This window comes from Cryobacterium sp. TMT2-18-2, from assembly GCF_004402245.1.
GTDB lineage: Bacteria > Actinomycetota > Actinomycetes > Actinomycetales > Microbacteriaceae > Cryobacterium > Cryobacterium sandaracinum.
Window position 1 is genome coordinate 71,953 of record NZ_SOFU01000010.1, and the last position, 24,831, is coordinate 96,783.

Here is a 24,831-nt window from a genome sequence, read left to right on the forward strand (position 1 = left end):
GTCCCCACTCCAGTCCCTGCTCCAATCAGCACGCGTCGGAGCGGCCGAGTCGTGTTCGTCACGGCCGTAGCGCTTCTGATCGTGGCCGTGCTGCTCGCCGGTCCGGTCCCGATCTGGCTTGCCACCGCCGGCTGGCCGGCCCGCTCCCCCGCGGTCGCCCTAGTGTTGTGGCAGTCCATCGCCCTGGCCGGAGGGCTCTCGATGCTCGGCTCGCTGCTCAGCTTCGGGCTGATCCCGTTCGGCGAGAACCTGTTCGAGGGCATCCGCGCACTGGCGGGCCATCTCTTCACCGGCACACTGCCGGCCGGCACGTCGTTCGGCTCGGTACTCCTGCTGTGCGCGGCGCTGATCCTCGGCAGCCATCTGCTGCTCAACCTCGCCGCGACCTTCTCCCGCGCGGGGCGCCAGCACCGCAGGCACCGGCACCTGATCGGACTACTCAGCGACCCTCTGCCGAACCATTCCGGCACGCGTGTGATCGAACACGACGCCCCGGTCGCGTACTGCCTGCCCGGCGCGACCCGGTCGGCGACCGTGCTTTCTCGCGGCCTTCTGCAATTGCTGAATGCCGACCAGTTGCGCGCGGTGATCGCACACGAGCGCGCCCACCTGGTGCAGCAGCACCACCTCGTGCTGCTCGCCTTCAAGTCCTGGCACAGCGCATTGCCGTGGTTCCCGATCGCGAACCGCGCCGAGAACGCGGTCGCCCTGCTGGTCGAGATGCTCGCCGACGACCAGGCCCGGCGGGTGGTGGACGACCGAACGTTGGCCACCGCGATCGCACTGGTCGGGTCGGCACACCAGGTGGACCCGCTGGGAACGGATGTCGAACTCGCCGACGGCCCGGACCATCCGTTCGACCTGGTGACACCCCGCGTTCGCCGCCTGATCACCCCACCGGCGCCGCTGACGCCCTCCGTCGTGCTTTTCGTCGCGGCCGGCGCCGGGGCACTCCTGTTGCTGCCGACGCTGCTCCTCTCCCTCGCCTGAGCCCGCGACTGCCCCTGCCCCTGCCCCTGACGAATTCGACGGAGATTCTCGGCCCCAGAGCCCGTTTTGCTCCAAAACCGGCCCGTAGGCGCAGAATCTCCGTCGAATTGGTCAGGCAGTGCCCGAGTCAGCTGGTGCCTAGAAGAGGTTCGCTTGTTCGAGCCAAGCGGCAGCGATTTTCTCGGCCGAGAGCTGGTCGTTCACGCTCTCGGAGTTGAGGCCCACCAGGTCCTCGGCGGTCAGAGCGGCACTGACGGCGTTGAGCACGTCGGCGGCCTTCCCGCCGACCTTGTCGGACACCACGGGCACGACGTTGTCCGCGAAGAACAGGCCGTCCGGGTCGTCGAGGGCGACGAGGCTGTCCGACTTGATGTTCGGGCTGGCCGTGTAGACGTTCGTGATCTGAATGTCGTTGTCGACGAGAGCTTTGATCGTGAGCGGGCCGCCACCATCCTCAATGGGCGTGAATCCGGCGATGGGGATGCCGTACTTCTCTGTCAGGGTTGTCGGTCCGTAGGGGCGGGTCTGGAGTTCGGACGGTCCGCCGACGGTGATCGGCTCGGTGACATCGGCGAGCGACGCGATGTCGGTCAGGCTGTACTTGTCGGCGAAGGCCTGCGTGACGGTCCAGGAGTTCTGGTCCGTGGCCGAGGCCATGTCGAGCACGCTCAGCCCCTCGGGCAGCTCGTCCTGCAGCTGCGCGTAGGTCTCGTCGGCGGTGCCTCCGGCGGCATCCGCATTCAGGGCCTGCAGCAGGCTGCCGGTGTACTCGGGGAAGACGTCGATGGCACCGGATTCGATCTCGGGCAGGTAGACCTCGCGCTGACCGATCTTGAACTGGCGGTCGACCGTGAAGCCGTTCCCCTCCAACGCCAGGGCGTAGATTTCGGCGATGATCTCGTTCGAGTAGTAGTCCTGCGAACCGACGACCAGGGTGGTGGACCCCTCGTCGGCGTTACTTCCGCTGTCCAGCGGGTCACCGGACGCACACCCTGCAAGGGCTACGACGGCCCCAACCGCGACCGCGGCGACAGCCGCGAGCCGGCCTCTGTGAGCTGTGAACATTAGTGGGTTCCTTTCGTGATGGCGGGATCCATCCCCGGGACAGGTCGGGCTGACCTGCCACGGTCGAGTGGGGGACGTCCGGACGCGACGCCTCTGGGAACGACAAGTCGCTGAACAACAGTGAATATTCCCTCGAGGACGAGGGCAACCAGGATCACGAGCAGTGACCCGCCCAGCATCTCCGCGTAGTCGCGGGTTTTCAACCCGGCGAACAGGAACCGGCCGAGGCCGATATCCGCCACATAGGCAGCCAGGGTCGCCGTGGCGACGACCTGCAGGGTGGCCGAACGGATGCCCGCGATCAGCAACGGCAACCCCAAGGGGATCTCGACCGTGCCCACGATCTGGCTCTCCGACATCCCGACCGACCGGGCGGAGTCGATGACGGACCGGTCAATGGCCTCGAAGCCGGCGTAGGCACCCGCGAGGATCGGCGGGATCGCCAGGACCGTGAGCGCGACGTACGGCGCACCGAGCCCAATCCCGACCCACAGCGCGACCAGGGTCAACAGGCCGAGGGTCGGAATGGCCCGCAGCCCGCCGGAGGTGGCCACAGCGAAGCTACGTCCCCGACCCGTATGCCCGATCAGGAAACCAACCGGAATCGCGATCACGGAGGCCATCAGGACCGCCACGAGGGTGAACACCAGGTGTTCGATCGTCCGCGCCGGAATGCCGCCCGGCCCGGCGAAATTGGCCGGGTCGAGGATCCAGTTCACCGCGTCAACGAACAGGTTCATGCTGACGCCTCCGTGAGCCGGGCCACCCGGACGGCCCTCCGGTCGGTCGCCGCCAGGCGGGTCCAGGGCAGCAGAACCCACCCGAGCAGCACGAGGGAGCCGTCCAGCAGCAGCGCCAGCGCCACGGTCAGCACGATTCCGGCGATGATTTCGGCCTGGATACCGCGCTGAAAGCCATCCGTGAACAGGCTGCCGAGGCTCTGCGCGCCGATCACGGCCCCCACCGTGGCGAGGCTGACCGTGCTGACGGCCACGACCCGCAGGCCGGCCAGGAGCACCGGCCCGGCCAGCGGCAGCTCAACCTGCCAGAAGATGCTCCAGCCGGAATACCCCACGGCGACAGCGGACTGGCGCACATCCTGGTCCACGGATGCCAGCCCGTCGGCCACCACGCGTACCATCAACGCGACGCCGTAGATCGTCAGGGCGATGATCAGATTGAGCGGCGAGCGAAGGCTGGTGCCGACGATGGCCGGGATCACGAAGAACAGCGGCAGGGACGGGATGGCGTAGAGCAGCCCACTGGCCGTCAGGATCACGCCGCGGCCGGCACGGTACCGGTTCGCAAGCCAGCCCAGCGGCACGGCGATCAGGAAGCTGAGAAGGATCGGCGGCACGCTGAGGATCAGGTGGTCCAGGGTGCGATCCCAGAGCAGGTCGAGATTCGACCAGATCCAGGTCACCGCGGAGCCTGGGAATCCGGGGAGTGCGCGGTCTTCCCCGGCGCCACGAGCACACCGGCCAGGCGGCCCTCACTGTCGAGCAGCAGGTCAGAGTCGCCACGGCGTTCCAGATGCAGGGCACGCTTGCCGCGCTCCGCTCCGACGAAGCTGGCCACGAAGTCGTCGGCCGGGTTCGCCAGGATCTCGGCCGGCGCCCCCACCTGGGCGATCCGTCCGCCGTCACGCAGGATGACGACCTGGTCACCGAGGAGGAACGCCTCCTCGATATCGTGGGTGACGAACACGACCGTTTTGCCGAGCTCGCTCTGCAGCCGGATCAGTTCTTGCTGGAGCTCGGCCCTCACGATCGGGTCGACGGCGCCGAACGGCTCGTCCATCAGAAGAATGTTTGGGTTGACCGCGAGCCCGCGCGCCACCCCGACACGCTGCTGCTGCCCGCCGGAGAGCTGGCTGGGGTACCGGTCCGCCAGGGTCTGGTCCAGGCCCACCGTGTCAAGCAGGGTGAGGGCGTCGGCGCGGGCCTTCTTTCTCGGCACCCCGCGCAGCAGCGGAACGGTCGCGACGTTGTCGATCACCGTGCGGTGCGGGAGCAGGCCGGAGTTTTGCATCACATAGCCGATGCCGCGCCGCAGTGGCACCGGCTCGAGCTGGGCGATGTCGGCCCCGTCGATCTCGATCGTGCCGCGGCTCGGGTCAACCATCCGATTGATCATGCGCAGCAGGGTGGTCTTGCCCGAGCCGGAGGAGCCGACGAGCACCGTCGTCTGGTGCGACGCGAGCGTCAGGCTGAAATCGTCAACGGCGAGTGTGCCGTCCGGGAACTGCTTGCTCACCGAGCGGAACTCGATCATGAAAATGGCTCATTTCTCGACCGAAGTCGACACAACGCGGGAGGCAGGTACACCACCCAACCATCACACGGCCCCGCGAGCCAACGGATCGCGGAATTCCTAGCGAACGCTCGGCCCGTAGTATCCGGCGAGGTAGTCATGCGTGACCACGCGGCACTCTTCGATGAACCGCTCATCGCCCTGCGGGTCGGAGCGGAACGCCCGCGACAGGATCGAGTCGCCCATCTCGACGGCGACCTCGAGCCGGAAGATCAGTTCGTCGCCGCCCTCGAGGCCGAACTCCTCGACCAGCATGCCGGCCACCCGGCGGGCGAAGTATCCCGCGTCGGGGGCTTCGACGACAGGCACACCCTGCCGGTCGTCGAAATGCATGATGCGAAACCCCGGCTCAGAGCGGTACAGGTCGACGAAGGCCGTGATGGCCACGTCGACGGCCTGCCACCAGCCCTGGGGAGCGTTCGTCTTCAGCTGCTCCGCAACTCGGCTCCGGAATCGCAGCACCGCGCGCTCGCGCAGCGCCTGCAGCACCGCGACGCGATCGGGGTAGTACCGGTACACAGTCCCGATCGACGCGCCTGCGCGCTCGGCCACCATGGCGGTCGTGATGCGGTCGAACCCGACCTCGTCCACGACGACCGCGGCGGCGTCGAGCAGACCGGACAGTCGTGCCGTGCTGCGCTGTTGGATCGGCTCGATGCGGGCCTGCTGGGCCGGCACAAAAGGATCACCACCGAAAAGGTCACTGAGTGACACTTGTCCTCCTTGAGAGTAATTCACTAATACTAGGCGGCAATGTGCCCCGCGGTGGGACGTGACGGCGTGTCTCGCCCGACTGGGCAGAAATATCCCTCGGATGTCCGGGCGACCCGACTTCGATGCCGGGTAGCGTCCTGCGCATGCCAGACTAGGGACGTGCCGACATATCCGCGAATCCCGCCCACGGGCACGCCAGCGAAGATGATGCATCGCGCAGCCCGCATCGAGGACTGGCTGCACTTCAAGCGCGAACGCCACGCCCGCAAACGCGGCTACCTGCCCACGGTCATCCCCTATGCCGGCTACGGCTCGACCGAGTGGGTGCGCATCCTGTGCCGGGTGCTTCTGGCCAAACCGGCCAAGCCAGGCTCCAAGCTGGCACGCCGCCACTGGCACGCCGACCGCCGCGAGGCCGGAATTCGCGGCTGGCACAGCTTCACCAGCGTTCCGGTCAACGACGTGACGGTGACCATCGAGATCAACGGCTTCTCCCACCGGGTGCAGGCCGACCGCGGGGGCGTGGTCGACACCGTCATTCCGGTCACGCTCACCCCGGGCTGGCAGATGGCCCGGCTGCACACCGACGACACGGCAGCGCCGGTCGAGGCCCCGCTCTTCATCGTGGCCCCGACGGTACGCCGCGGGATCCTCTCCGACGTCGATGACACGGTCATGGTGACCACCCTTCCCCGCCCGCTGCTCGCCGCCTGGAACACCTTCGTGCTCGACGAGCACGCCCGAGTTCCCACGCCGGGCATGGCGGTCCTCCTCGACCGCCTCGCCGCGGTCAACGAGGGCGCCCCGATGATCTACCTGTCGACCGGGGCCTGGAACGTCGCCCCGACCCTGACCCGGTTCCTGAACCGCAACCTGTACCCGTCGGGGGCTCTCCTGCTCACTGACTGGGGTCCCACCCACGACCGCTGGTTCCGGAGCGGCCAGGACCACAAGCGGGCCAACCTGCGCCGTCTGGCCCAGGAATTCCCGGAGATCCGCTGGATTCTGTTCGGCGACGACGGCCAGCACGATGAGGCCATCTACAGCGAGTTCCAGCGAGACTTCCCCGACAATGTCGAGGCCGTCGCGATCCGCCAGCTCTCCCCCAGCCAGGCCGTTCTGGCCGGTCGCCGGGCGAAGGATGCCGCGCCCGCGCCCCGCGATCCCCGCTGGGTGTACGGGCCGGACGGCTCGGCCCTCGCCCGGCAGCTCGCGGACAGCGCTCTGATCTAGGCGCGACGGCGTGTTTTGGGCTCGGCGGCCTGTCTCCGTTGGCTACAGTTCTGCGGCGAGGATGCGGTCGAGGCCACGGTTGATCTGGCGAGCCCAGAGCGGCCCTCGATAGAGGAACCCGGTGTAGCCCTGAACGAGCGTCGCACCCGCGGCGAGGCGCTCGGCCACGTCGTTCGCGGTCTCTACACCGCCGACCGAGATCACGCACAGCTCCCGGGGCACAGCGGCCCGGATCACGCGCAGCACGGCCAGGGACCGCGCCTGGAGCGGGGCACCGGAGAGACCGCCGGCGCCGGCAGCCTCGACGGTTGCGGCATCCGTTTTCAGTCCGGCGCGGGCAATCGTGGTGTTCGTGGCGATGATGCCGTCGAGACCCAACTCCACCACGAGTTCGGCGATCCGGGTCACTTCATCATCGGCGAGGTCGGGGGCGATTTTCACCAGCAGGGGCGTGGCGCCGGCCTCGGTCTTGACCGCCCGAAGCAGCGGGGCGAGTTGGTCGAGTTCCTGCAGTCCGCGTAGCCCGGGCGTGTTGGGCGAGCTGACGTTCACGACGAGATAGTCAGCCAGGGGCGCGAGCAGCGCGGCACTGACCAGGTAGTCGGCGGTGGCGTCCTCGACCGCGGTGACGCGGCTCTTGCCGATGTTGATGCCGAGGACCGGGCGACCGGCAGCGGAGCGAACGTGCGCGAGGCGCACCCGGGCGGCGCGGGCACCGGCGTTGTTGAAGCCCATCCGGTTGACGACCGCGCGATCGGGGATCAAGCGAAACAGGCGCGGTTTCGGGTTGCCGGGCTGGGGAACGGCGGTGATGGTGCCGACCTCCACGTGCCCGAACCCGAGCTGGCCGAGCCCGAGCACGGCTTCACCGTCTTTGTCGAAGCCGGCGGCCACACCGAACGGCGACTGGAATCGCAGACCCAGGGTCTGGACACCGAGGTCGGTGCGCGGGCGCGTTAAGCGGTGCACGACCCGGCCGACACCGAACGCGGGCAGCGCCCGGATCACGGTGAAGGCGAGGTGATGGGCTCGTTCGGGGTCGAGGCGGGTCAGGAACAGCGAGAAGATCAGCGGGTACACGGTGCCGCCTACGACTCGGACGGGTGTGCGGCGCCCGCGCCGCTGCCCTGCTCGGGGCGGGAGCCGTGTTCGGTGCGGGATCCGTGTTCGGTGCGCAGCCGGGCGATCGCGGTCTCGAAATCCTCGAGCGAATCGAATGCCTGGTAGACACTCGCGAAGCGGAGATAGGCCACCTCATCAAGTTCGCGCAGCGGCGGCAGGATCGCGAGGCCGACCTCGTTCGCCTTCACCTGCGACGCGCCGGTCTGCCGGATGGTCTCCTCCACCCGCTGGGCAAGCATGGCCAGGTCGGAATCCGTTACCGGACGACCTTGGCAGGCCTTGCGCACGCCGACCACGATCTTGTCGCGGCTGAACGGTTCGACGACCCCGCTGCGCTTGACGATGTTCAGGCTGGCGGTCTCGGTGGTGCTGAACCTCCGGCCGCATTCGGGGCACTGTCGACGCCGACGAATGGAAAGTCCGTCGTCGCTCGTGCGCGAGTCGATGACTCGGGAGTCCGGGTGGCGGCAGAACGGGCAGAACATCGTGGGCTCAGCTTACAGCGCCGTCGTGAAACGGGCCGTGACGGCGTCGCCGTGCGCGGGCAGCGCCTCCGCCGCGGACAGGGCCGCGATGTGGTCCGCGACCTCGCGCAGTGCCTCCCGGCTGTACGTGACGACCTGCTGGGGGCGCAGGAAGGTGTAGGCGCCGAGTCCGGAGGCGAACCGGGCCTGGCCTCCCGTCGGCAGCACGTGGTTCGAGCCAGCCACGTAGTCGCCGAGGCTCACGGGCGAATGAGGGCCGAGGAAGATGGCGCCGGCGTTCTCGATCAGCGCGAGCACGGCATCCGGGTCGCTCGTCTGGATCTCGAGGTGCTCGGGACCGAACGCGTTGCTGAACGCGGCCGCGGCGTCGAGGTCGTCCACGAGCACGATCCCCGACTGGCGCCCGTTCAGGGACGCGGTGACACGGATGCTGTGGGTCGTGCTCTGCATCAGGTCGACCAGGTGCAGTGCGACGGCGTCGGCGAGCTCGGCCGAATCGGTGACCAGCATGGCGGCGGCCAGCTCGTCGTGCTCGGCCTGGCTGACCAGGTCGGCCGCGACGACGCCGGGGTCGGCGGACGCATCCGCGATGACCAGGATGTCGGTAGGGCCGGCCTCGGAGTCGATGCCGGTCACTCCGCGCACGAGCCGCTTGGCGGCGGCCACATAGACGTTGCCGGGGCCGGTGACCAGCTGCACCGGATCCAGGCCGAGCCCGGGAACACCGTAGGCGAAGGCGCCGACCGCGCCGGCCCCGCCCATGGCGTAGATTTCGTCGATGCCGAGCAGGCCCGCCACGGCGAGGATGGTGGGGTGCACGCGTCCGTCGAAGTCGCTCTGCGGCGGCGACGCCAGCGCGATCGAGGAGACGCCGGCGATCTGGGCCGGAACCACGTTCATCACGACGCTCGAGGGGTAGACGGCTTTGCCGCCGGGAACGTACAGGCCGACCCGGTTGATCGGCTGCCAGCGCTGCGTGATGGTGGCGCCGTCGGCGATCGTGGTGGTCACCTGCGGCGGCACCTGGGCCGCGCTGGCGATGCGCACGCGACGGATGGTCTCCTCGATGGCCGTGCGCACCGTCGGGTCGAGCCCGGCCAGGGCCTCGGTGACGTGGGACGCGGGAACCCGCACATGGGACGGACGCACCCGGTCGAGGCGTTCCGCCTGGTCGCGGAGGGCATCCTCGCCTCTGGCCCGCACATCGTCGATCAATTCGGCTGCGACGTCGCTGGCCGCGGTCACGTCGGTGAGCGCACGCGGGACGGCTGCAAGCAATTCCGCCGGAGTGGGCCGGGTCCCTCGGAGGTCAATAGTCTGGATCATCGCGTTCCAGCCTAGCCATCAACTCCCGTCCACCGGGAATAGGCTCAATGGCGAGGAGATTGATTCAGTCACATGAGCGACACCGAAGTACCCCAGCCCGCCACCGTACCGCTGGCCGATGATCCCAATGCACCGCTGGATCTGGCCGCCTTCAAACATTCCTTCCGGCGTCACGCCGCCGGTGTCGCGGTGATCACCGCGCTGCGCCCGGACGGCGCCCCGGTGGGATTCACGGCCACCTCGCTGGCGTCGCTGTCGTCGGTTCCGCCGCTGGCCACATTCAACATGGCCCGGTCAGCCAGCACCTGGCCGGCGATCGCCGAGAGCGACCGGGTCGTCATCCACATCCTCGGGGCGCACAATCGTGCCGTCGCCGAGGTGATGTCGGGCCCTGCGAACCAGCGCTTCGTCGGCGACCACTGGCAGCCCGGACCCCACGGCCTGCCCGTGCTGAAGGGCGTCACCTCGTGGATGATCGGGCGAATCATCGAACGCACACTGGTGCACAACAGCGCCGTCGTGGTCGTGAAGATCGAGGAAGGCGGCATGGGCGAGAACGACGAGGCTCTGCTGTACTACGAGCGCACCTACCGCGTGCCCGGCGCCCCGGCCTAGCCTTGTGACGGGGCTGCGCCGGCCTCGTCGCGCCGCCGGCGCCGCTCGGCCTCGGCCACGGCGGCCTCCTCCGGCGTGGGCGCGGTGCCGCCCAGGTGCCGCGGCTGCCACCACTGGCCGGCGCCGTCCACCGGATAGGCTTTCTGCAGGTTGTCGACGAGAACCTGCAGGGTGTCGTGGAGTGCCAACGTCATCGGCTGCGTGCCCTCCCCCGCCGCGACCGTGAACGGCTCGCCGACGGCGAAGTGGATGGGCACGTCGAACACCTCGCGCAGGGCCGGCTTGTGGTTCTTCGTGAGCACGCGGTGCCCGCCCCAGACCGCGATCGGGATCACGGGGACCCCGGCCTCGGCGGCCATCCGGATGGCACCCGACTTCAACTCGCGCACGGTGAAGGAGGCGTTCACGCCGCCTTCCGGGAACACGCCGAGCAGTTCGCCCGCCCGCAGCGCGGCCACGGCTTGGCCGTAAGCCTCCGCCCCTGCCTTCATGTCGACCGAGATATGACGCATGCCGCGCAGCAACACGCCCACGAGCTTCTGGTCGAACGCGCCCTTCTTGGCCATGAAACGGATGTGCCGTCGGTTCTTGTGCCACAGCATCCACTCGACCAGGGCGAAGTCCATGTAGCCGAAGTGCGTGATCGCCATCACCGCCCCGCCGGTGTCCGGAAGATTCTTCAGACCGGTCACGGATGGCTTCAGCCGCAGCAGGCCGAACACGGCCCGCCCGGCCAGAATCGCCGTGGTGTACAGAGGTTCCCGAGTGCCTGTGCTCATACCTCAAGGCTACGACCTGCGTGCGGGTTTCCGCGTCCGTCCCACGAGCCGTTCGGGACCCGGCTCGCACGCGCGGCGCACCCCGTGGACGTGGGCTCACGTTCTCACGCTCGCCCGGCTCCGGATACCTGCGCCGCAAACTTCCACCCCGTCTGTGTCATCGGTTATCGAGCTTGCACACGGCCTCGACCGCACTGACACTGGAATCATCCACGGCGGAACCGCAACAACCGGCCTTGAAGCTGGTTGACTCGACCAGGCGACGACCACCGAGACCACGTGGGCGGCCCGGCCACCAGAGGGAGACACGATGAGCACTGACCTGAGCAGCGCCGCGAGCACGACCATGCCCGCGCCGCCCGCGGCCGACAGCCACGACCGGATCCGGGTGCGGGGCGCGCGCGTGAACAACCTCAGGGACGTCAGCCTCGACATCCCGAAGCGGCGGCTGACGGTGTTCACCGGCGTTTCCGGCTCGGGCAAGAGCTCACTAGTGTTCGGCACGATCGCCGCCGAGTCGCAGCGGTTGATCAACGAGACCTACAGTGCGTTCGTGCAGGGATTCATGCCGGCCCTGGCGCGCCCCGAGGTGGACGTGCTGGATGGTCTGACCACGGCCATCATCGTCGACCAGGAGCGAATGGGGGCCAACTCCCGTTCCACGGTCGGGACCGCCACCGACGCCAACGCGCTGCTGCGCATCCTCTTCAGCCGGCTCGGTCAGCCCCACATCGGATCGCCCCAGGCGTTCTCGTTCAACGTCGCCTCGATCAGTGGGGCCGGGGCGGTCACGCTCGAGCGCGGCGGAAAGACCGTGAAGGAGCGGCGCAGCTTCAGCATCACCGGCGGCATGTGCCCGCGCTGCGAGGGCATGGGCACCGTCAACGACATCGATCGCTCGGCGCTATACGACGATTCCCAGTCGCTCAACGAGGGCGCGCTCACGATCCCTGGCTACACGATGGACGGCTGGTACGGCCGCATCTTCCGCGGCTGCGGCTGGTTCGACCCGGACAAGCCAATTCATCGGTACAGCACGAAGGAACTGGACGACCTGCTCTACAAGGAGCCGACCAAGATCAAGGTCGACGGGATCAACCTGACGTATCAGGGCCTCATCCCGCAGATTCAGAAGTCGTTCCTGTCCAAGGATGTCTCCGCTTTGCAGCCGCATATCCGCGCGTTCGTGGAGCGTGCGGTCACGTTCGCCACCTGCCCCGAGTGCGGCGGCTCCCGACTCAGCGAGGCGGCTCGCTCGTCGAAGATCTCCGGAGTGAGCATCGCCGACGCCTGTGCCTGGCAGATCAGCGACCTGGCCGGGTGGGTTCGCGGCCAGAGCGAGCCATCGGTGGCCCCGCTCACGCAGGCGTTGCGCCAGATCCTCGACTCGTTCGTGGAGATCGGGTTGGGTTACCTGTCGCTCGACCGGCCGGCCGGAACTTTGTCGGGCGGGGAGGCCCAGCGCACCAAGATGATCCGGCACCTGGGCTCCTCACTCACCGACGTCACCTACGTCTTCGACGAGCCCACCATCGGGCTGCATCCCCATGACATCGAGCGCATGAACACACTGCTGCTGCAGCTGCGGGACAAGGGCAACACGGTGCTCGTCGTGGAGCATAAGCCGGAGACGATCGTGATCGCCGACCACGTCGTCGATCTCGGACCCGGCGCCGGCGCGGCGGGCGGCACCGTCTGCTTCGAGGGCACCGTGGAGGGTCTCCGCACCAGCGGCACCCTTACTGGCCGCCACTTCGACTATCGCGCAGCACTCAAGCCCGCAGTGCGCACCCCCACGGGCACGCTGGAGATTCGCGGCGCGACAAAGAACAACCTGAAGGATGTGGACGTGGATATCCCGCTCGGCGTGCTCGTCGTGCTGACGGGGGTCGCGGGCTCCGGAAAGAGCTCGCTCGTGCACGGGTCGATCCCCACCGGCGCGGGCGTGGTGTCCATCGATCAGGGCAGCATCCGCGGTTCCCGCAGAAGCAATCCGGCGACGTACACGGGAATGCTCGACCCGATCCGAAAGGCCTTCGCGAAGGCCAACGGCGTGAAGCCCGCGCTGTTCAGCTCCAACTCCGAGGGTGCCTGCCCCAACTGCAACGGTGCCGGCGTCGTCTACACCGACCTGGCCATGATGGCGGGCGTCGCCACCACCTGCGAGGTCTGCGCGGGGAAGCGGTTCGAGGCATCCGTTTTGGAGTACCGCCTCGGCGGCCGCGATATCAGTGAGGTGCTCGCGATGTCGGTGACGGCGGCCCGGGAGTTCTTCGGCGCCGGAGCGGCGCGCACGCCGGCCGCCCACGCCATCCTGGGCGGGCTTACCGACGTTGGGCTCGGCTATCTCAGCCTCGGCCAGCCGCTCACGACGCTCTCGGGGGGCGAGCGCCAGCGGCTCAAGCTGGCCACCCACCTGGCTGAGCAGGGCGGCGTCTACGTGCTCGACGAGCCGACCACCGGACTCCACCTCGCCGACGTCGAGCAGTTGCTCGGCCTGCTCGACCGAATCGTGGACTCCGGCAAGTCGGTCATCGTCGTCGAGCATCTCCAGGCCGTGATGGCTCATGCCGACTGGATCATCGACCTCGGACCCGGCGCCGGTCACGACGGCGGCCGGATCGTCTTCGAGGGCTCACCGGCCGACCTGGTCGCCGACCGCTCCACCCTCACCGGCCAGCACCTCGCGGCCTACGTCGGCAGAGCCTGACGGCAGCGCACTTCACGGCGCTGCCAGTCAGGTCTGTCCCGAACGAATTCGACGGAGATTCTGGCCGAATCGGCCCCATTCCACCCCGAGAAAGCGGTTTCACACGAGAATCTCCGTCGAATTGGTTCGACACCGGGCACTTCGCGTCACCGGTGAGGATCAGCTTCCACGAGGTGCCGTCAGCTCTGACTTGCCGAGGGCGACACCAGCGGTCGGCTCGGACTCGTTCTCTTAGGTCAGGCAGTTCGGCCCGAGCAGGCTCTTGAGCTCCCCGAACAGGTCGGCGCTGATCTTCACATGATGGGGCAGCTCGAACACTCGGGCCGTGTGGCCCTTCACCAGCTTGATCCGCACCTCGGAGCTGCCGATGTGGCGGGTGATGACTTCACCCAGCGCCGTCACGGTGTCGGTTGTGGCCCGGGATTCCGCCAGCGTGACCGTCAGCGTGCCGGTTTCCGAGGCCAAGCCGAGCTCGGGCGCGAAAATGCTGTACGCGTGCAGATTCATGCCGTCGTCGCGCAGGCTCACCCGGCCCCGCACGACCACGACCGAGTCGCTGACCAGGTCGGACGAGAACTCCTGATAGGCCTTGCCCATGAACATCACGGCGATCTCCCCACCGAAATCCTCGACCTGGATGATGCCGTATTGGTTGCCCGACTTCTTCGCGATCCGGTGCTGCACGCTGGTGATCAGCCCGGCGATGGTGACGGTGTCGGCATCCTGCGTCTGCTCCGATCCCACCAGGTCCACGATGGTCGTGCTGGCGTGCTTGGCCAGCGGGAGCTCGAGCCCGGCCAGCGGATGGTCGGAGACGTAGAGCCCGAGCATGTCGCGTTCGAGCGCGAGCTTCTCCTTCTTACTCCATTCGGGACGATCGGGAACCTGCTCGCTCTCTTGCGGGTCGTCGAAGAGGCTGTCGAAGTCGAAGCCGACCATGCCGTGTTGCTCGTCGCGCTTGATCTTGACAGCGGATTCGACCGCGGCTTCGTGGATCTCGAACATGGCCCGGCGGGTCGCGCCGAGCGAGTCGAATGCGCCGGCCTTGATCAAAGACTCGACCGTGCGCTTGTTCGCCACCGGGATCGGCACCTTGCGCAGGAAGTCGTGGAACGACTCAAACGCGCCCTTCTCGGTGCGTGCGGCGCGGATCGCGTCGACCACGTTGAATCCCACGTTGCGCACCGCGCCGAGCCCGAAACGGATGTCCGTGCCCACGGCCGCGAAGTACCCGATCGATTCATTCACGTCGGGCGGTAGAACCTGGATGCCCATCCGGCGGCACTCGTTCAGGTACAGCGCGAGCTTGTCGCGGGAGTCGCCGACGCTGGTCAGCAGCGCGGCCATGTACTCCGCCGGGTACTTCGCCTTGAGGTACGCGGTCCAGTACGAGAGCACCCCGTAGGCGGCCGAGTGCGCCTTGTTGAAGGCGTAGTCGGAAAACGGGAGCAGGATGTCCCAGACGGTCTTCACCGCCTCCATGGAGTAGCCGTTGGCGACCATGCCGCCGGAGAAGCCCTCGAACTGCTTGTCCAGCTCCGACTTCTTCTTCTTGCCCATCGCGCGGCGCAGCAGGTCGGCCTGGCCCAGGGAGAACCCGGCCAGCTTCTGCGCGATCGACATGACCTGCTCCTGATACACGATCAGGCCGTAGGTGGTGCCGATGACGTCGGCCAGCGCCTCCTCGAGCTCCGGGTGGATCGGGATGATCTCCTGCTGGCCGGTCTTCCGCAGCGCATAGTTGGTGTGCGAGTTGGCACCCATGGGGCCGGGCCGGTACAGGGCGATGACGGCCGAGATGTCTTCGAAGTTGTCGGGCTTCATCAGGCGTAGCAGCGACCGCATGGGCCCGCCGTCGAGCTGGAACACCCCGAGCGTGTCACCGCGGGCGAGCAGCTCGTAGGCGGCCGGGTCTTCCAGGCCCATTTCTTCGAGCACGGGCCGGTGTCCACGGTTCACGGCGATGTTGTCGAGGGTGTCGTCGATGATGGTGAGGTTACGCAGCCCCAGGAAGTCCATCTTGATCAGGCCGAGGGCCTCGGAGGCCGGGTAGTCGAATTGGGTGACGACCTGGCCATCCGCTTCACGCTTCATGATCGGGATGATGTCGATCAGCGGGTCGGAGCTCATGATCACCCCGGCGGCGTGCACGCCCCACTGACGCTTGAGATTCTCCAGGCCGAGGGCGGTGTCGAAGACGGTCCGGGCCTCGGGGTCGGACTCGATCACGGCGCGGAAATCGGCGGCCTCGCGGTAGCGCGCGTGGTCCTTGTCGAACATGCCGGTCAGGGGCACGTCCTTGCCCATGATCGCCGGCGGCATGGCCTTGGTGAGCTTGTCCCCCATGCCGAAGGGGAAGCCGAGCACCCGGGACGCATCCTTGAGGGCCTGCTTGGCCTTGATCGTGCCGTAGGTGACAATCTGGGCGACGCGCTCCTCGCCGTACTTCTCGGTCACGTAGTGGATGACCTCGCCGCGACGGCGCTCGTCGAAGTCCACGTCGAAGTCGGGCATGGAGACGCGGTCAGGGTTCAGGAACCGTTCGAAGATCAGCCCGTGCACGAGCGGGTCCAGGTCGGTGATGCCCATGGCGTAGGCGACCATCGAACCGGCGCCCGACCCGCGGCCGGGACCTACCCGGATGCCCTGCTGTCTGGCCCACATGATGAAGTCGGCCACGACGAGGAAGTACCCGGGGAAGCCCATCTGGATGATGATGCCGATCTCGTAGTCGGCTCGTTTGCGCACCTCGTCCGGGATGCCGTTCGGGTAGCGCTTGGCCAGCCCGATCTCGTTCTCCTTGACGAACCAGCTCTCCTCGTTCTCCCCCTCCGGGCAGGGGAACCGGGGCATGTAGTTGGCCTTGGTGTTGAACTCCACCTGGCAGCGTTCGGCGATCAGCAGCGTGTTGTCGCAGGATTCCGGGTGGTCGCGGAAGAGATGCCGCATTTGCGCGGCGGTCTTCAGGTAGAACTCGTTCGAGTCGAACTTGAAGCGGTTCGGGTCGTCGAGGGTCGAGGCCGACTGCACGCAGAGCAGGGCCGCATGGGCGGTCGCGTCGTGGGCGTGGGTGTAGTGCAGGTCGTTGCTGGCCACGAGCGGCAGTTTGAGTTCGCCGGCGAGTTTGAGCAGGTCGGTCATGGTGCGGCGCTCGATGTCGATGCCGTGGTCCATGATCTCGCAGAAGAAGTTCTCCTTGCCGAAGATGTCCTGGAATTCCCCGGCCGCCTTCTTCGCCTCGTCGTACTGGCCGAGGCGCAGGCGGGTCTGCACTTCGCCGCCCACGCACCCGGTCGTGCCGATCAGCCCGTCCGAGAACTCGGCGAGCAGTTCCCGGTCCATCCGGGGCTTGAAGTAGTACCCCTCCAGGCTGGCCTTGGACGACAGCCGGAACAGGTTGTGCATTCCGGCCGTGGTCTCCGAGAGCAGCGTCATGTGCGTGTACGAACCGGCGCCACCGACGTCGTCACGGTTCTGACCGCTGGTTCCCCAGCGCACCCGGGTCTTGTCCCGCCGGTTGGTTCCGGGGGTGATGTACGCCTCGGTGCCGATGATCGGCTTGATGCCGGCCTCGGTCGCGGTTCGCCAGAAATCGAACGCACCGAACACGTTGCCGTGGTCGGTGATGGCGACCGCCGGCATCCCCTGCTCGATCGCCGCGTTGATCAGCGGTTTGACCCGCGCCGCGCCGTCGAGCATCGAGTACTCGCTATGCACGTGCAGGTGCACGAAGGAATCTGTCGATCCACCCGACTTATTCTGAGAGGACAAAACGGCTCCGAGGTGTTGGAATTGGGCGCTACGCGTCAGGCGTCGCGCAGCACGTCGAGGGCGTGCGCGAGGTCGGCCGGGTAGTCGGTGGTGAAGGTGACCCACTCCCGAGTGTCCGGGTGGTGGAACGCCAGCTGCTTGGCGTGCAGCCACTGGCGGGTCAGACCGAGGCGCGCCGTGATCGAGGGATCCGCGCCGTACATGGCGTCACCCACGCACGGATGTCGCTGGGCGGCCATGTGCACCCGGATCTGATGTGTGCGCCCCGTCTCCAGGTGCACCTCCACCAGTGACGCCGAGGGGAAGGCCTCGAGCGTCTCGTAGTGCGTAACGGAATCCTTGCCGCCGGCGATGACCGCGAACTTCCAGTCCGACCGAGGGTGGCGCCCGATCGGCGCGTCGATCGTGCCGGTGCTCGGATCGGGGTGGCCCTGAACGACGGAGTGGTAGATCTTCTCGACCTCGCGGTCGTGGAAGGCGCGCTTGAGAGCCGTATACGCGGTCTCCGACTTGGCGACGACCATCAGACCGCTGGTACCCACGTCGAGGCGGTGCACGATCCCGGCCCGCTCGCTGGCCCCGGAGGTGGCGATGCGGTAGCCGGCCGCGGAGAGCGCGCCGACCACGGTGGGACCGGTCCAGCCCACACTCGGATGCGCGGCCACCCCGGACGGCTTGTTGATGACCACGATGCTCTCGTCGTCGTGCACGATCGTGAGATCCGGCACCGGGATGGGCACGATCGCCAGGGCCTCCTTGGGCTGCCAGGACACCTCCAGCCACGCTCCATTGTGCAACCGGTCGGATTTACCGGCCACGACCCCGTCCAACGTGACTCCGCCGGCCTCGCAGACTTCGGCCGCGAAGCTGCGTGAGAAGCCGAGGAGCTTGGCGATGCCGGCGTCGACGCGGACTCCGGCGAGTCCGTCCGGGAGAGGAAGGGAGCGTGTTTCCATGGCGAGAATCAGGATGCTATCTGGGTGGGGGTGGATTCGGACGGGTCCGAGGCGTCGGTGCGGCGACCGTCGAGGCCGATTCCGCGAATGGTCAGGTACATGAAGATGATCATGCTCGACACGATCGCCATATCCGCCACGTTGTAGATGGCGGGGATAAGCCAGGGCGTGGAGATGAAATCGATCACGTGACCGAGGCCGAAGGACGGCTCCCTCAGCAGCCGGTCGGTCAGGTTGCCGAGCACGCCGCCGAGCAGGAGCCCGAAGACGACAGACCAGGCCAAAGAGCGGATGCGCCCGGCGAACCAGACCATGAGGATCACCACGGCCACGGCGATGATCGAGAAGATCCACGTCATGCCGGCTGCCAGGGAAAAGGCAGCGCCCGGGTTCCGGACGAAGTGCATTTGCAGCACGTCTCCCAGAACCCGGACGATGTCACCCTCGGTCAGTCTGCTGACGATGAGGTACTTACTGATCTGATCCAGAGCGTAAATTCCCAGGGCCACGACGGCCAGGAGGATCAACGCACCGGGGCGCTTCTTCGTTCGAACCTTAGGCGCCAAAGCTCTGGAAGCTCGACTTCGAGGCGTTGCTCGACTCGACCGGCGACGTGGCGTCGAGGTCGCGCAGCTGGGTCTCGATGTAGCTCTTCAGCTTCTGGCGGTACTCGCGCTCGAACGTGCGCAGATCGTCGATCTTGGTCTCGAGGACGGAGCGCTCCTGGTCGAGAATGCTGAGTTGCGCGCGCTGCTTAGCTTCGGCCTCGGCAACGAGACGGGCTGCGGTGGCGTGGCCTTCGGCGATGAGTGCGTCGCGCTTCTCGGCACCCTCCTTGACATGCTCCTCGTGTAGGCGACGAGCCAGCTGGAGGAGGTTGGTCGTGCCGGCGGTCTCGTCGATGGGCCCGGCGACAACCGGTGAGGCCACGACAGCGGGAGCCACGACGGGCTCCGCGACGGCCTCGGGCGCCGGTGCGACCTCGGCTGCGGCAGCAGGCTCCGCTGCGCCGCCAGAGCTGACGCGAGCCTTGAGCTCCTCGTTCTCTGCAGTCAGTCGGCGAAGTTCAACGACGACCTCGTCGAGGAAGTCATCGACCTCGTCCTGATCGTATCCTTCGCGGAACTTAGTCGACTGGAACCGCTTGTTGACTACATCTTCCGGAGTTAGCGCCATGGCTTTCCACCCTTAAAACTCGAGTTGCGAACATTGTGTTTGCGTTCAACCAACGCTATCAAGGTCCGACGCGTAGTCGGACCGCGTCAGCCCGGCACGCCGTCGGACCAGAATACATGCCCAGTCCGGGGCGCGAGGTAGCGGTCAGCGCATGAGCCCGGTGATCGACATGCCGACGATGACGCAGAGCATGGTGATGCTCCAGCCGAAGTCGAAGGCGATCGGGCCGACCCGAAGCGGCGGCAGGAGCCGGCGGAAGAACTTGATCGGCGGGTCGGTCAGGGAATAGGCCAACTCGATCACGACGAGCAGGGGGCCTTGCGGCCGCCAGGACCGGTTGACACTGCGTACGAGGTCGATGATGAACCGACCCCACATCACGAAGAAGTAGAGCAGGAGGGCGTAGTAGGCGATCGCACCGATCAGGCTGACGGCAAACACGGCGGTAACTACGACTGCGCGAAGAAGGACGCCTCGGCATCGGAGTCCTCCGCGGCATTGTCGCCGGACACGACAACGTGGGACGGGGAGAGCAGGAAGACCTTCGCCGTGACGCGCTCGATCTTCCCGTACAGCCCCTGGGACAGTCCGCTGGCAAAGTCGATGAGGCGGCGCGCATCGGCGTCGCTCATCTGAGACAGGTTGATGATGACCGGGATTCCATCGCGGAAGGACTCCGCGATCACCTGAGCGTCCTTATACTGGCGCGGGTGGACGGTGAGGATTTCATTCATGTCTGAGGCAGCCACATTCTTCGGAGCGGAGGTCTTGCGCAGCGGTGTCACCGATGCGCGACCGGCCGAGGCGGATGCGCCGGCGGTGTGTGACGACGACGCGGTCGACGCGGCGTGCGAGGAATTGGGGGTGGAGTGCGGAGCAGCGGACTTTGATGCCGCAGCACCGGTCGCCGTCGAGTGAGTGGCCGTCGATGCGGGCGCAGTAGCGGGCGCCTCGTACTCGAGTTCCTCGTCTGCCAGACCCAGGTAAACCATGGTTTTCTTGAGCGGGTTGGACATCTCGACCTCCGTGTTGGTGATTCTTCTTGTCCAGATTAACCGGATACCGGGCGTTTCCCGGTGATTGCTGTGCCAATTCGAAGGTGTGTCGCCCCTTCGATGATCGCCTCCGCATAGTCCTGGGACATGCCCATGGACAAGGATTTCGCGTTCGGCGCGATCTGCTGAATCTGCTCACCCAGTTCGCGAACCCGGGCGAAGGATGGGCGCGGTTCTGCACCGAGCGGGGCCACCGCCATCAGCCCGATCAGCCGGAGTCCGGCCGTGGAGAGCACGTGTTCGACGAGTTTGGGCAGCTCCCCCGGAGCGACTCCGCCGCGAGACGGGTCAACCGTGAGGTTCACCTGCACGAAGCAGTCGACGACCGAATCCTCCGACGCCAATGCATCGACAAGCGATGCTCGATCCACGGAGTGGATGACGTCGGCGTAGGCCCGCACCTGCCGGGCCTTCTTCCCCTGCACCTGGCCCACGAAATGCCAGGTGAGGTCGAGGTGGAGGAGATCGGCGGCCTTGGCCTGGGCTTCCTGGTGGCGGCTTTCCCCGAAGTTGCGCACGCCGAGGGCGGCGAGTTCCTGGAGCAGCGAGACGGGCTGGAACTTGGTCACGACGATGGTCGTGAGCTCCGCCGGGTCGCGCCCGGCGGCGGCAGCCGCGGCGACGATCCCACCCTGAACGGCGGTCAATCGTTCCGCGAGGCCACCGGCCCCGGGCCTGACCGAGTCACTCATCTGGCTGCCTGCGGCACTACTTGAGGAAGTCCGGGATGTCCAGGTCGTCCGGGTCTTCCTCGAAGGCCGGGTCGGCCACGGCCGCACCCGGCTCGACGCCGGACCAGACCGACGAGGCTGCGGCATCCGTGTAGGGAGCCGAGTCGGTCGCGCCGACCGCCGCAGCGCCCGCCGTGCCCACACCCGCGCCGGCCGCGACGCCGGCGGCGACCAGGTCTGCGCGGCGCACCTCGACCGCCTTGGCACCGGGCTCACCGCCGTCGAATCCGGCAGCGATGACGGTGACCCGCACCTCGTCGCCCAGGGTGTCGTCGATGACCGCACCGAAGATGATGTTGGCTTCCGGGTGCACGGCTTCCTGCACGAGGCGAGCGGCGTCGTTGATCTCGAAAATTCCGAGGTTGGAGCCACCCTGGATCGAGAGCAGCACGCCATGGGCACCGTCGATCGAGGCCTCGAGCAGCGGGGACGCAACGGCGAGTTCGGCCGCCTTGATGGCTCGGTCCGCGCCGCGGGACGAGCCGATACCCATCAGCGCGGAGCCGGCACCCTGCATGACCGACTTGACGTCGGCGAAGTCGAGGTTGATCAGGCCGGGGGTGGTGATCAGGTCGGTGATGCCCTGCACGCCGGCGAGGAGCACCTGGTCAGCCGTGGCGAAGGCCTCGAGCATGCTGATGCCGCGGTCGCTGATCTCCAGCAGACGGTCGTTCGGCACGACGATGAGGGTGTCGACCTCATTCTTGAGGGAGGCGACGCCGGCCTCGGCCTGAGCCTGGCGGCGCTTGCCCTCGAAGCCGAAGGGCTTGGTGACGACACCGATGGTGAGCGCGCCGATGGACTTGGCGATGCGGGCGACGACCGGCGCACCGCCGGTGCCCGTGCCACCACCCTCGCCGGCCGTGACGAAGACCATGTCCGCGCCGGCCAGAGCCTCTTCGATTTCTTCTGCGTGGTCTTCGGCGGCGCGGCGGCCGACCTCAGGGTCGGCGCCGGCGCCCAGGCCTCGGGTGAGATCGCGGCCCACGTCGAGTTTGACGTCGGCGTCGCTCATCAGCAGCGCCTGGGCATCCGTGTTAATGGCGATGAACTCGACTCCGCGGAGGCCAAGCTCGATCATGCGGTTGACGGCGTTGACACCGCCGCCACCGATTCCAACAACCTTGATGACTGCGAGGTAGTTCTGATTTGTTGTTGACACGTCCGGCCTCCGGTGGAACCCTAAACCTCTTGTCGAAGTTTAAAGTTATGCTGAGTATGCAATTCCTGTTTAGAAAGTTATGCGCCAGTCGATCAGGCTCGGGGAGGCGCGCCCGCGTGTCGCGAAGATCCAACCAACATCTCAGCGGAGAACGGCGCTGTCCGGGGAGGACACGTCGTACTCACCGACGCTGCCGATCGGGTGGCTCACGATCAGGGCCGCGAGCACGACCGCCTTGAAGTCCGACTTCTCCGCACTCCCCCACACGACGCGCGCGCCGCCCACGAGCGTGAGGGTGACGTCGTCCGTGGTGGCGGCGGTGACGGTGTCGAGGGTGGAACGGATGTCTGCCGGCAGGGCCGCGATCACGGCCGCCGCCGCCCGGAAGCCGGCACTGCCGACCCCGGCCCGCGCATCGATCGTGGCGTACCCGGCGGGGCGCTCCGCGCCGCTCTGGATCACTACGCCGGCCGCGTCGACCAGGTCGAACCCGGACTCGGTCACGAGGGCGCCGACGGGCTCCCGCTCGACAATACGCACGACGAGGGTGTTCGGCGGACGGCTCTCGGTGACGTAGCTCTGGATCAGGGTGAAGGCGGACAGCTCCTGTTTCACCTCGGCGAAGTCCACGAGCGGCAGCGGTGTACCCAGCTGGCCGTCGAGGGCGGACTGGATCTGCTCGGCCGGCACCCGGTTCGCCCCGACGACCTCAATGGTGCGCAGCGCCATCAGGGGCGAGAAGGTGCCGACGAGCACGAAGGCGACGAGCGCGGCGAGGGTGCCGAGCGCCGCCAGCCAGACGTTGCGCCGCCGGCGGGAGCGCCAGGTGAAGCGGCGCACCTCCTCCCGCTCATAGAGTTTGCGGGCACGACGGGCGGCCCGGAGCTTGCGTCTGGCCCCGGCCGGAGTCAGCGCAGAGTCGCGGAGCTCCGTGGGTGCGGGCGCGGAGGAAGGGGAAGAGTCCGGCGCCCGCAGCCGGGACACGGGTGCGATCGGGTCGGCGGGAAGCGTGATCGGCTCGGTGTCCGCGTGGTCGCTGTGACCGCTCGACTGGCGTCCTCCCGGCTTGGGACGGCCTGTCTTCGCTGCGGCAGGCTTCGCCCCCGCGCTGTTCGCGGCGGTCGCCTTCGGCCCGGCGGCCCGCTCAGCGCCGGCCGGAGGACGGTCGTAGCCCTCGGGCCGCTTCATGCTCGTCGGCGGGTCATCCGCGCGCCTGCGTGAGCGAGGCGAGCAGCTGGGGAACGATCCGATAGACGTCGCCGCAGCCGAGGGTGACGACGAAGTCGCCGTCCCGGGCGATCGAGGCGACGTAGTCGGCGGCCTCCTGCCAGTCGGGCACGTAGACGACCTTGCCGGCATCCGTGAACCGGTCGGAAACGAGGGCGCCGGTCACGCCGGGCTCCGGGTCCTCCCGGGCGCCGTACACGCCGAGGACGACGGTCTGGTCCGCCTTCTCCTCGAGCGTCTGGGCGAATTCCTGGGCGAACAGCCGAGTGCGACTGTAGAGATGCGGCTGATGCACGGCGATGATCCGACCGCCGCCGACCACCGTGCGGGCGGCGGACAGCGCCGCGGCCACCTCGGTGGGGTGGTGGGCGTAGTCGTCGTAGACGCTGACCCCACCCACGGTGCCGTGCAATTCGAAGCGGCGCTCGGTGCCGCCAAATTCCGAGACGGCGGCCAGGGACGCCTCCGGGGCGAAACCGAGGCCGACGAGCACCGCGAAGGCGCCGGCGGCGTTGATGGCGTTGTGCCGGCCCGGGATTCGGAGGGTGGCGAAGTAGTCGCTTCCGGCCCAGGCCACGCCGAAACGCACCGGTCCGTCGGTGACGACCGAGTGCACGCGCACGTCGGCCGCGGCGTCCTCGCCGAAGGTGATGACCCGTTTGCCGGCGAGCTTGCCCGTCACGCTGACCGCGCCGGCGTCGTCGGAGGAGATGACCACGAACTCGGTCGCGTTCTGTGCGAATTCGACGAACGCGGCCTCGAAGGCCTCAAGCGAACCGTAGTGGTCGAGGTGGTCAGGGTCGACGTTGGTGACCAGGGCGACGGCCGTGTTATAGAGCAGGAACGAGCCGTCCGACTCGTCGGCTTCGACCACGAAGAGGTCGTCGGTGCCCGCGCCGGCCGACACGCCGAGCGATTCGATCACACCGCCATTGACGAAGCTGGGATGCGTGCCCAGGCCGAGCAGGCCGGTCACAATCATGCCGGTCGAGGTGGTCTTGCCGTGGGCGCCCGCGACGGCGACGAGTCGGTGCTTCTCGATCAGCCAGGCCAGCGCCTGGGAGCGGTGCAGCACGGGCAGGCCGCGTTCGTTCGCCAGCACGTATTCCGGGTTGTCCTGCCAGAGTGCCCCCGTGACGACGAGGCTGTCGGCTTCGCCGACATTCTCCGCGGCGTGGCCAATCGCGATGTGCGCTCCCAGCTCGCGCAGGGCGAGCACGTTGTCGGACTCGCGCACATCCGAGCCGGTCACGGTATGCCCGGCGGCGAGGAACAGCCGGGCGATCCCGCTCATCCCGGAGCCGCCGATGCCCACGAAATGCACCGTGCCGAGGTCACGGGGAATGGTGAGGTTCAGGTCGGGCTTGATCACGGTTGCGGGCTCTTCTCAGTCGGAGACGA

Annotated in this window: 23 protein-coding genes; 4 read left to right on the forward strand and 19 right to left on the reverse strand. The window is 67.6% G+C overall.

All coding sequences use genetic code 11. The features are described 5' to 3' along the window. Positions 1-51: 51 nt before the first annotated feature. Positions 52-990, forward strand: a complete 939-nt coding sequence (locus tag E3O22_RS03130; RefSeq protein WP_166784538.1) for a M56 family metallopeptidase — start codon at positions 52-54, stop codon at positions 988-990. Positions 991-1,128: 138 nt separating this feature from the next. Here E3O22_RS03130 and E3O22_RS03135 read toward each other — a convergent pair whose 3' ends face one another. The 5 genes from E3O22_RS03135 to E3O22_RS03155 all read right to left on the reverse strand — a co-directional run bounded on the left by E3O22_RS03135 (position 1,129) and on the right by E3O22_RS03155 (position 5,082). After that, positions 1,129-2,055, reverse strand: a complete 927-nt coding sequence (locus E3O22_RS03135) for an ABC transporter substrate-binding protein (protein ID WP_134396512.1) — start codon at positions 2,053-2,055, stop codon at positions 1,129-1,131. Beyond that, the gene (locus E3O22_RS03140; protein ID WP_134396510.1) at positions 2,055-2,795 is read right to left on the reverse strand and encodes an ABC transporter permease; all 741 of its coding nucleotides are present in this window, start codon (positions 2,793-2,795) and stop codon (positions 2,055-2,057) included. The genes E3O22_RS03135 and E3O22_RS03140 overlap by 1 nt, the downstream gene beginning before the upstream one ends. Then, complete coding sequence (locus tag E3O22_RS03145; RefSeq protein WP_134396508.1) at positions 2,792-3,478, reverse strand: ABC transporter permease; 687 nt, start codon at positions 3,476-3,478, stop codon at positions 2,792-2,794. The genes E3O22_RS03140 and E3O22_RS03145 overlap by 4 nt, the downstream gene beginning before the upstream one ends. Next, positions 3,475-4,329: an ABC transporter ATP-binding protein gene (locus E3O22_RS03150; RefSeq protein ID WP_134396506.1), complete on the reverse strand. Its 855-nt coding sequence runs from the start codon at positions 4,327-4,329 to the stop codon at positions 3,475-3,477. The genes E3O22_RS03145 and E3O22_RS03150 overlap by 4 nt, the downstream gene beginning before the upstream one ends. A 99-nt stretch (positions 4,330-4,428) precedes the next feature. After that, positions 4,429-5,082, reverse strand: a complete 654-nt coding sequence (locus E3O22_RS03155; protein ID WP_241973428.1) for a TetR/AcrR family transcriptional regulator — start codon at positions 5,080-5,082, stop codon at positions 4,429-4,431. A 204-nt stretch (positions 5,083-5,286) separates the two neighbouring features. Between E3O22_RS03155 and E3O22_RS03160 the strand changes: the two genes are divergently transcribed. Beyond that, on the forward strand, positions 5,287-6,315 hold the full coding sequence (locus tag E3O22_RS03160; RefSeq protein WP_241976494.1) for an App1 family protein: 1,029 nt from the start codon (positions 5,287-5,289) through the stop codon (positions 6,313-6,315). Between the two features lie 42 nt (positions 6,316-6,357). Here the strand turns inward: E3O22_RS03160 and E3O22_RS03165 are convergent, their stop codons facing one another. From E3O22_RS03165 to hisD, 3 genes are read right to left on the reverse strand one after another with little or no spacing between them, the layout of a single operon-like run. After that, positions 6,358-7,395, reverse strand: coding sequence for a quinone-dependent dihydroorotate dehydrogenase (locus E3O22_RS03165; protein WP_134396505.1), 1,038 nt, complete (start codon positions 7,393-7,395; stop codon positions 6,358-6,360). Between the two features lie 8 nt (positions 7,396-7,403). Continuing rightward, positions 7,404-7,922, reverse strand: a complete 519-nt coding sequence (gene nrdR, locus E3O22_RS03170) for a transcriptional regulator NrdR (RefSeq protein WP_134396503.1) — start codon at positions 7,920-7,922, stop codon at positions 7,404-7,406. A gap of 12 nt (positions 7,923-7,934) precedes the next feature. Next, entirely contained in the window at positions 7,935-9,248 is a 1,314-nt protein-coding gene (gene hisD / locus E3O22_RS03175) for a histidinol dehydrogenase (RefSeq protein ID WP_134396501.1), read from the reverse strand. 72 nt (positions 9,249-9,320) lie between these two features. Between hisD and E3O22_RS03180 the strand changes: the two genes are divergently transcribed. Then, positions 9,321-9,863 carry a flavin reductase family protein gene (locus E3O22_RS03180; protein WP_134396499.1) on the forward strand — a complete coding sequence of 181 codons (543 nt, stop codon included), beginning with the start codon at positions 9,321-9,323 and terminating at the stop codon, positions 9,861-9,863. On the opposite strand, the gene E3O22_RS03185 is transcribed toward E3O22_RS03180, so the two are convergent. Next, complete coding sequence (locus E3O22_RS03185; protein WP_134397072.1) at positions 9,860-10,642, reverse strand: 1-acyl-sn-glycerol-3-phosphate acyltransferase; 783 nt, start codon at positions 10,640-10,642, stop codon at positions 9,860-9,862. The two genes, E3O22_RS03180 and E3O22_RS03185, sit on opposite strands and share 4 nt — an antisense overlap. Before the next feature lie 310 nt (positions 10,643-10,952). Here E3O22_RS03185 and E3O22_RS03190 point away from each other — a divergent pair, with 310 nt between their 5' ends. Continuing rightward, positions 10,953-13,352: an excinuclease ABC subunit UvrA gene (locus E3O22_RS03190; RefSeq protein WP_134395431.1), complete on the forward strand. Its 2,400-nt coding sequence runs from the start codon at positions 10,953-10,955 to the stop codon at positions 13,350-13,352. Positions 13,353-13,583: 231 nt separating this feature from the next. On the opposite strand, the gene dnaE is transcribed toward E3O22_RS03190, so the two are convergent. The 10 genes from dnaE to murC all read right to left on the reverse strand — a co-directional run bounded on the left by dnaE (position 13,584) and on the right by murC (position 24,802). Continuing rightward, complete coding sequence (dnaE, locus tag E3O22_RS03195; RefSeq protein WP_134395506.1) at positions 13,584-17,051, reverse strand: DNA polymerase III subunit alpha; 3,468 nt, start codon at positions 17,049-17,051, stop codon at positions 13,584-13,586. A 107-nt stretch (positions 17,052-17,158) separates the two neighbouring features. Further along, the gene (locus tag E3O22_RS03200) at positions 17,159-18,079 is read right to left on the reverse strand and encodes an RluA family pseudouridine synthase (RefSeq protein ID WP_134395432.1); all 921 of its coding nucleotides are present in this window, start codon (positions 18,077-18,079) and stop codon (positions 17,159-17,161) included. Between the two features lie 8 nt (positions 18,080-18,087). Next, positions 18,088-18,645: a signal peptidase II gene (gene lspA, locus E3O22_RS03205; RefSeq protein WP_241973256.1), complete on the reverse strand. Its 558-nt coding sequence runs from the start codon at positions 18,643-18,645 to the stop codon at positions 18,088-18,090. Next, positions 18,635-19,255: a DivIVA domain-containing protein gene (locus E3O22_RS03210; protein ID WP_134395433.1), complete on the reverse strand. Its 621-nt coding sequence runs from the start codon at positions 19,253-19,255 to the stop codon at positions 18,635-18,637. The genes lspA and E3O22_RS03210 overlap by 11 nt, the downstream gene beginning before the upstream one ends. Positions 19,256-19,399: 144 nt before the next feature. Further along, a complete protein-coding gene (locus E3O22_RS03215) occupies positions 19,400-19,696 on the reverse strand; it encodes a YggT family protein (RefSeq protein WP_104099514.1) in 297 nt (98 codons plus the stop codon). Between the two features lie 8 nt (positions 19,697-19,704). After that, positions 19,705-20,271: a cell division protein SepF gene (locus E3O22_RS03220; protein ID WP_134395434.1), complete on the reverse strand. Its 567-nt coding sequence runs from the start codon at positions 20,269-20,271 to the stop codon at positions 19,705-19,707. 35 nt (positions 20,272-20,306) lie between these two features. Beyond that, entirely contained in the window at positions 20,307-21,002 is a 696-nt protein-coding gene (locus tag E3O22_RS03225) for a YggS family pyridoxal phosphate-dependent enzyme (protein ID WP_134395435.1), read from the reverse strand. Between the two features lie 16 nt (positions 21,003-21,018). Then, the gene (gene ftsZ, locus E3O22_RS03230) at positions 21,019-22,203 is read right to left on the reverse strand and encodes a cell division protein FtsZ (RefSeq protein WP_134395436.1); all 1,185 of its coding nucleotides are present in this window, start codon (positions 22,201-22,203) and stop codon (positions 21,019-21,021) included. A 141-nt stretch (positions 22,204-22,344) separates the two neighbouring features. Next, positions 22,345-23,391: an FtsQ-type POTRA domain-containing protein gene (locus tag E3O22_RS03235; protein ID WP_134395437.1), complete on the reverse strand. Its 1,047-nt coding sequence runs from the start codon at positions 23,389-23,391 to the stop codon at positions 22,345-22,347. Positions 23,392-23,404: 13 nt separating this feature from the next. After that, on the reverse strand, positions 23,405-24,802 hold the full coding sequence (murC, locus tag E3O22_RS03240) for a UDP-N-acetylmuramate--L-alanine ligase (RefSeq protein ID WP_134395438.1): 1,398 nt from the start codon (positions 24,800-24,802) through the stop codon (positions 23,405-23,407). Between the last annotated feature and the right edge of the window lie 29 nt (positions 24,803-24,831).

Excerpts from the sequence above, each read along its gene's own strand:
- E3O22_RS03135 (WP_134396512.1), bottom strand. The coding sequence starts at position 2,055 with ATGTTCACAGCTCACAGAGGCCGGCTCGCGGCTGTCGCCGCGGTCGCG.
- E3O22_RS03140 (WP_134396510.1), bottom strand. The coding sequence starts at position 2,795 with ATGAACCTGTTCGTTGACGCGGTGAACTGGATCCTCGACCCGGCCAAT.
- E3O22_RS03150 (WP_134396506.1), bottom strand. The coding sequence starts at position 4,329 with ATGATCGAGTTCCGCTCGGTGAGCAAGCAGTTCCCGGACGGCACACTC.
- E3O22_RS03160 (WP_241976494.1), top strand. The coding sequence starts at position 5,287 with ATGATGCATCGCGCAGCCCGCATCGAGGACTGGCTGCACTTCAAGCGC.
- nrdR (WP_134396503.1), bottom strand. The coding sequence starts at position 7,922 with ATGTTCTGCCCGTTCTGCCGCCACCCGGACTCCCGAGTCATCGACTCG.
- hisD (WP_134396501.1), bottom strand. The coding sequence starts at position 9,248 with ATGATCCAGACTATTGACCTCCGAGGGACCCGGCCCACTCCGGCGGAA.
- E3O22_RS03180 (WP_134396499.1), top strand. The coding sequence starts at position 9,321 with ATGAGCGACACCGAAGTACCCCAGCCCGCCACCGTACCGCTGGCCGAT.
- E3O22_RS03185 (WP_134397072.1), bottom strand. The coding sequence starts at position 10,642 with ATGAGCACAGGCACTCGGGAACCTCTGTACACCACGGCGATTCTGGCC.
- E3O22_RS03190 (WP_134395431.1), top strand. The coding sequence starts at position 10,953 with ATGAGCACTGACCTGAGCAGCGCCGCGAGCACGACCATGCCCGCGCCG.
- dnaE (WP_134395506.1), bottom strand. The coding sequence starts at position 17,051 with ATGCTCGACGGCGCGGCGCGGGTCAAACCGCTGATCAACGCGGCGATC.
- E3O22_RS03200 (WP_134395432.1), bottom strand. The coding sequence starts at position 18,079 with ATGGAAACACGCTCCCTTCCTCTCCCGGACGGACTCGCCGGAGTCCGC.
- E3O22_RS03210 (WP_134395433.1), bottom strand. The coding sequence starts at position 19,255 with ATGGCGCTAACTCCGGAAGATGTAGTCAACAAGCGGTTCCAGTCGACT.
- E3O22_RS03220 (WP_134395434.1), bottom strand. The coding sequence starts at position 20,271 with ATGTCCAACCCGCTCAAGAAAACCATGGTTTACCTGGGTCTGGCAGAC.
- E3O22_RS03225 (WP_134395435.1), bottom strand. The coding sequence starts at position 21,002 with ATGAGTGACTCGGTCAGGCCCGGGGCCGGTGGCCTCGCGGAACGATTG.
- E3O22_RS03235 (WP_134395437.1), bottom strand. The coding sequence starts at position 23,391 with ATGAAGCGGCCCGAGGGCTACGACCGTCCTCCGGCCGGCGCTGAGCGG.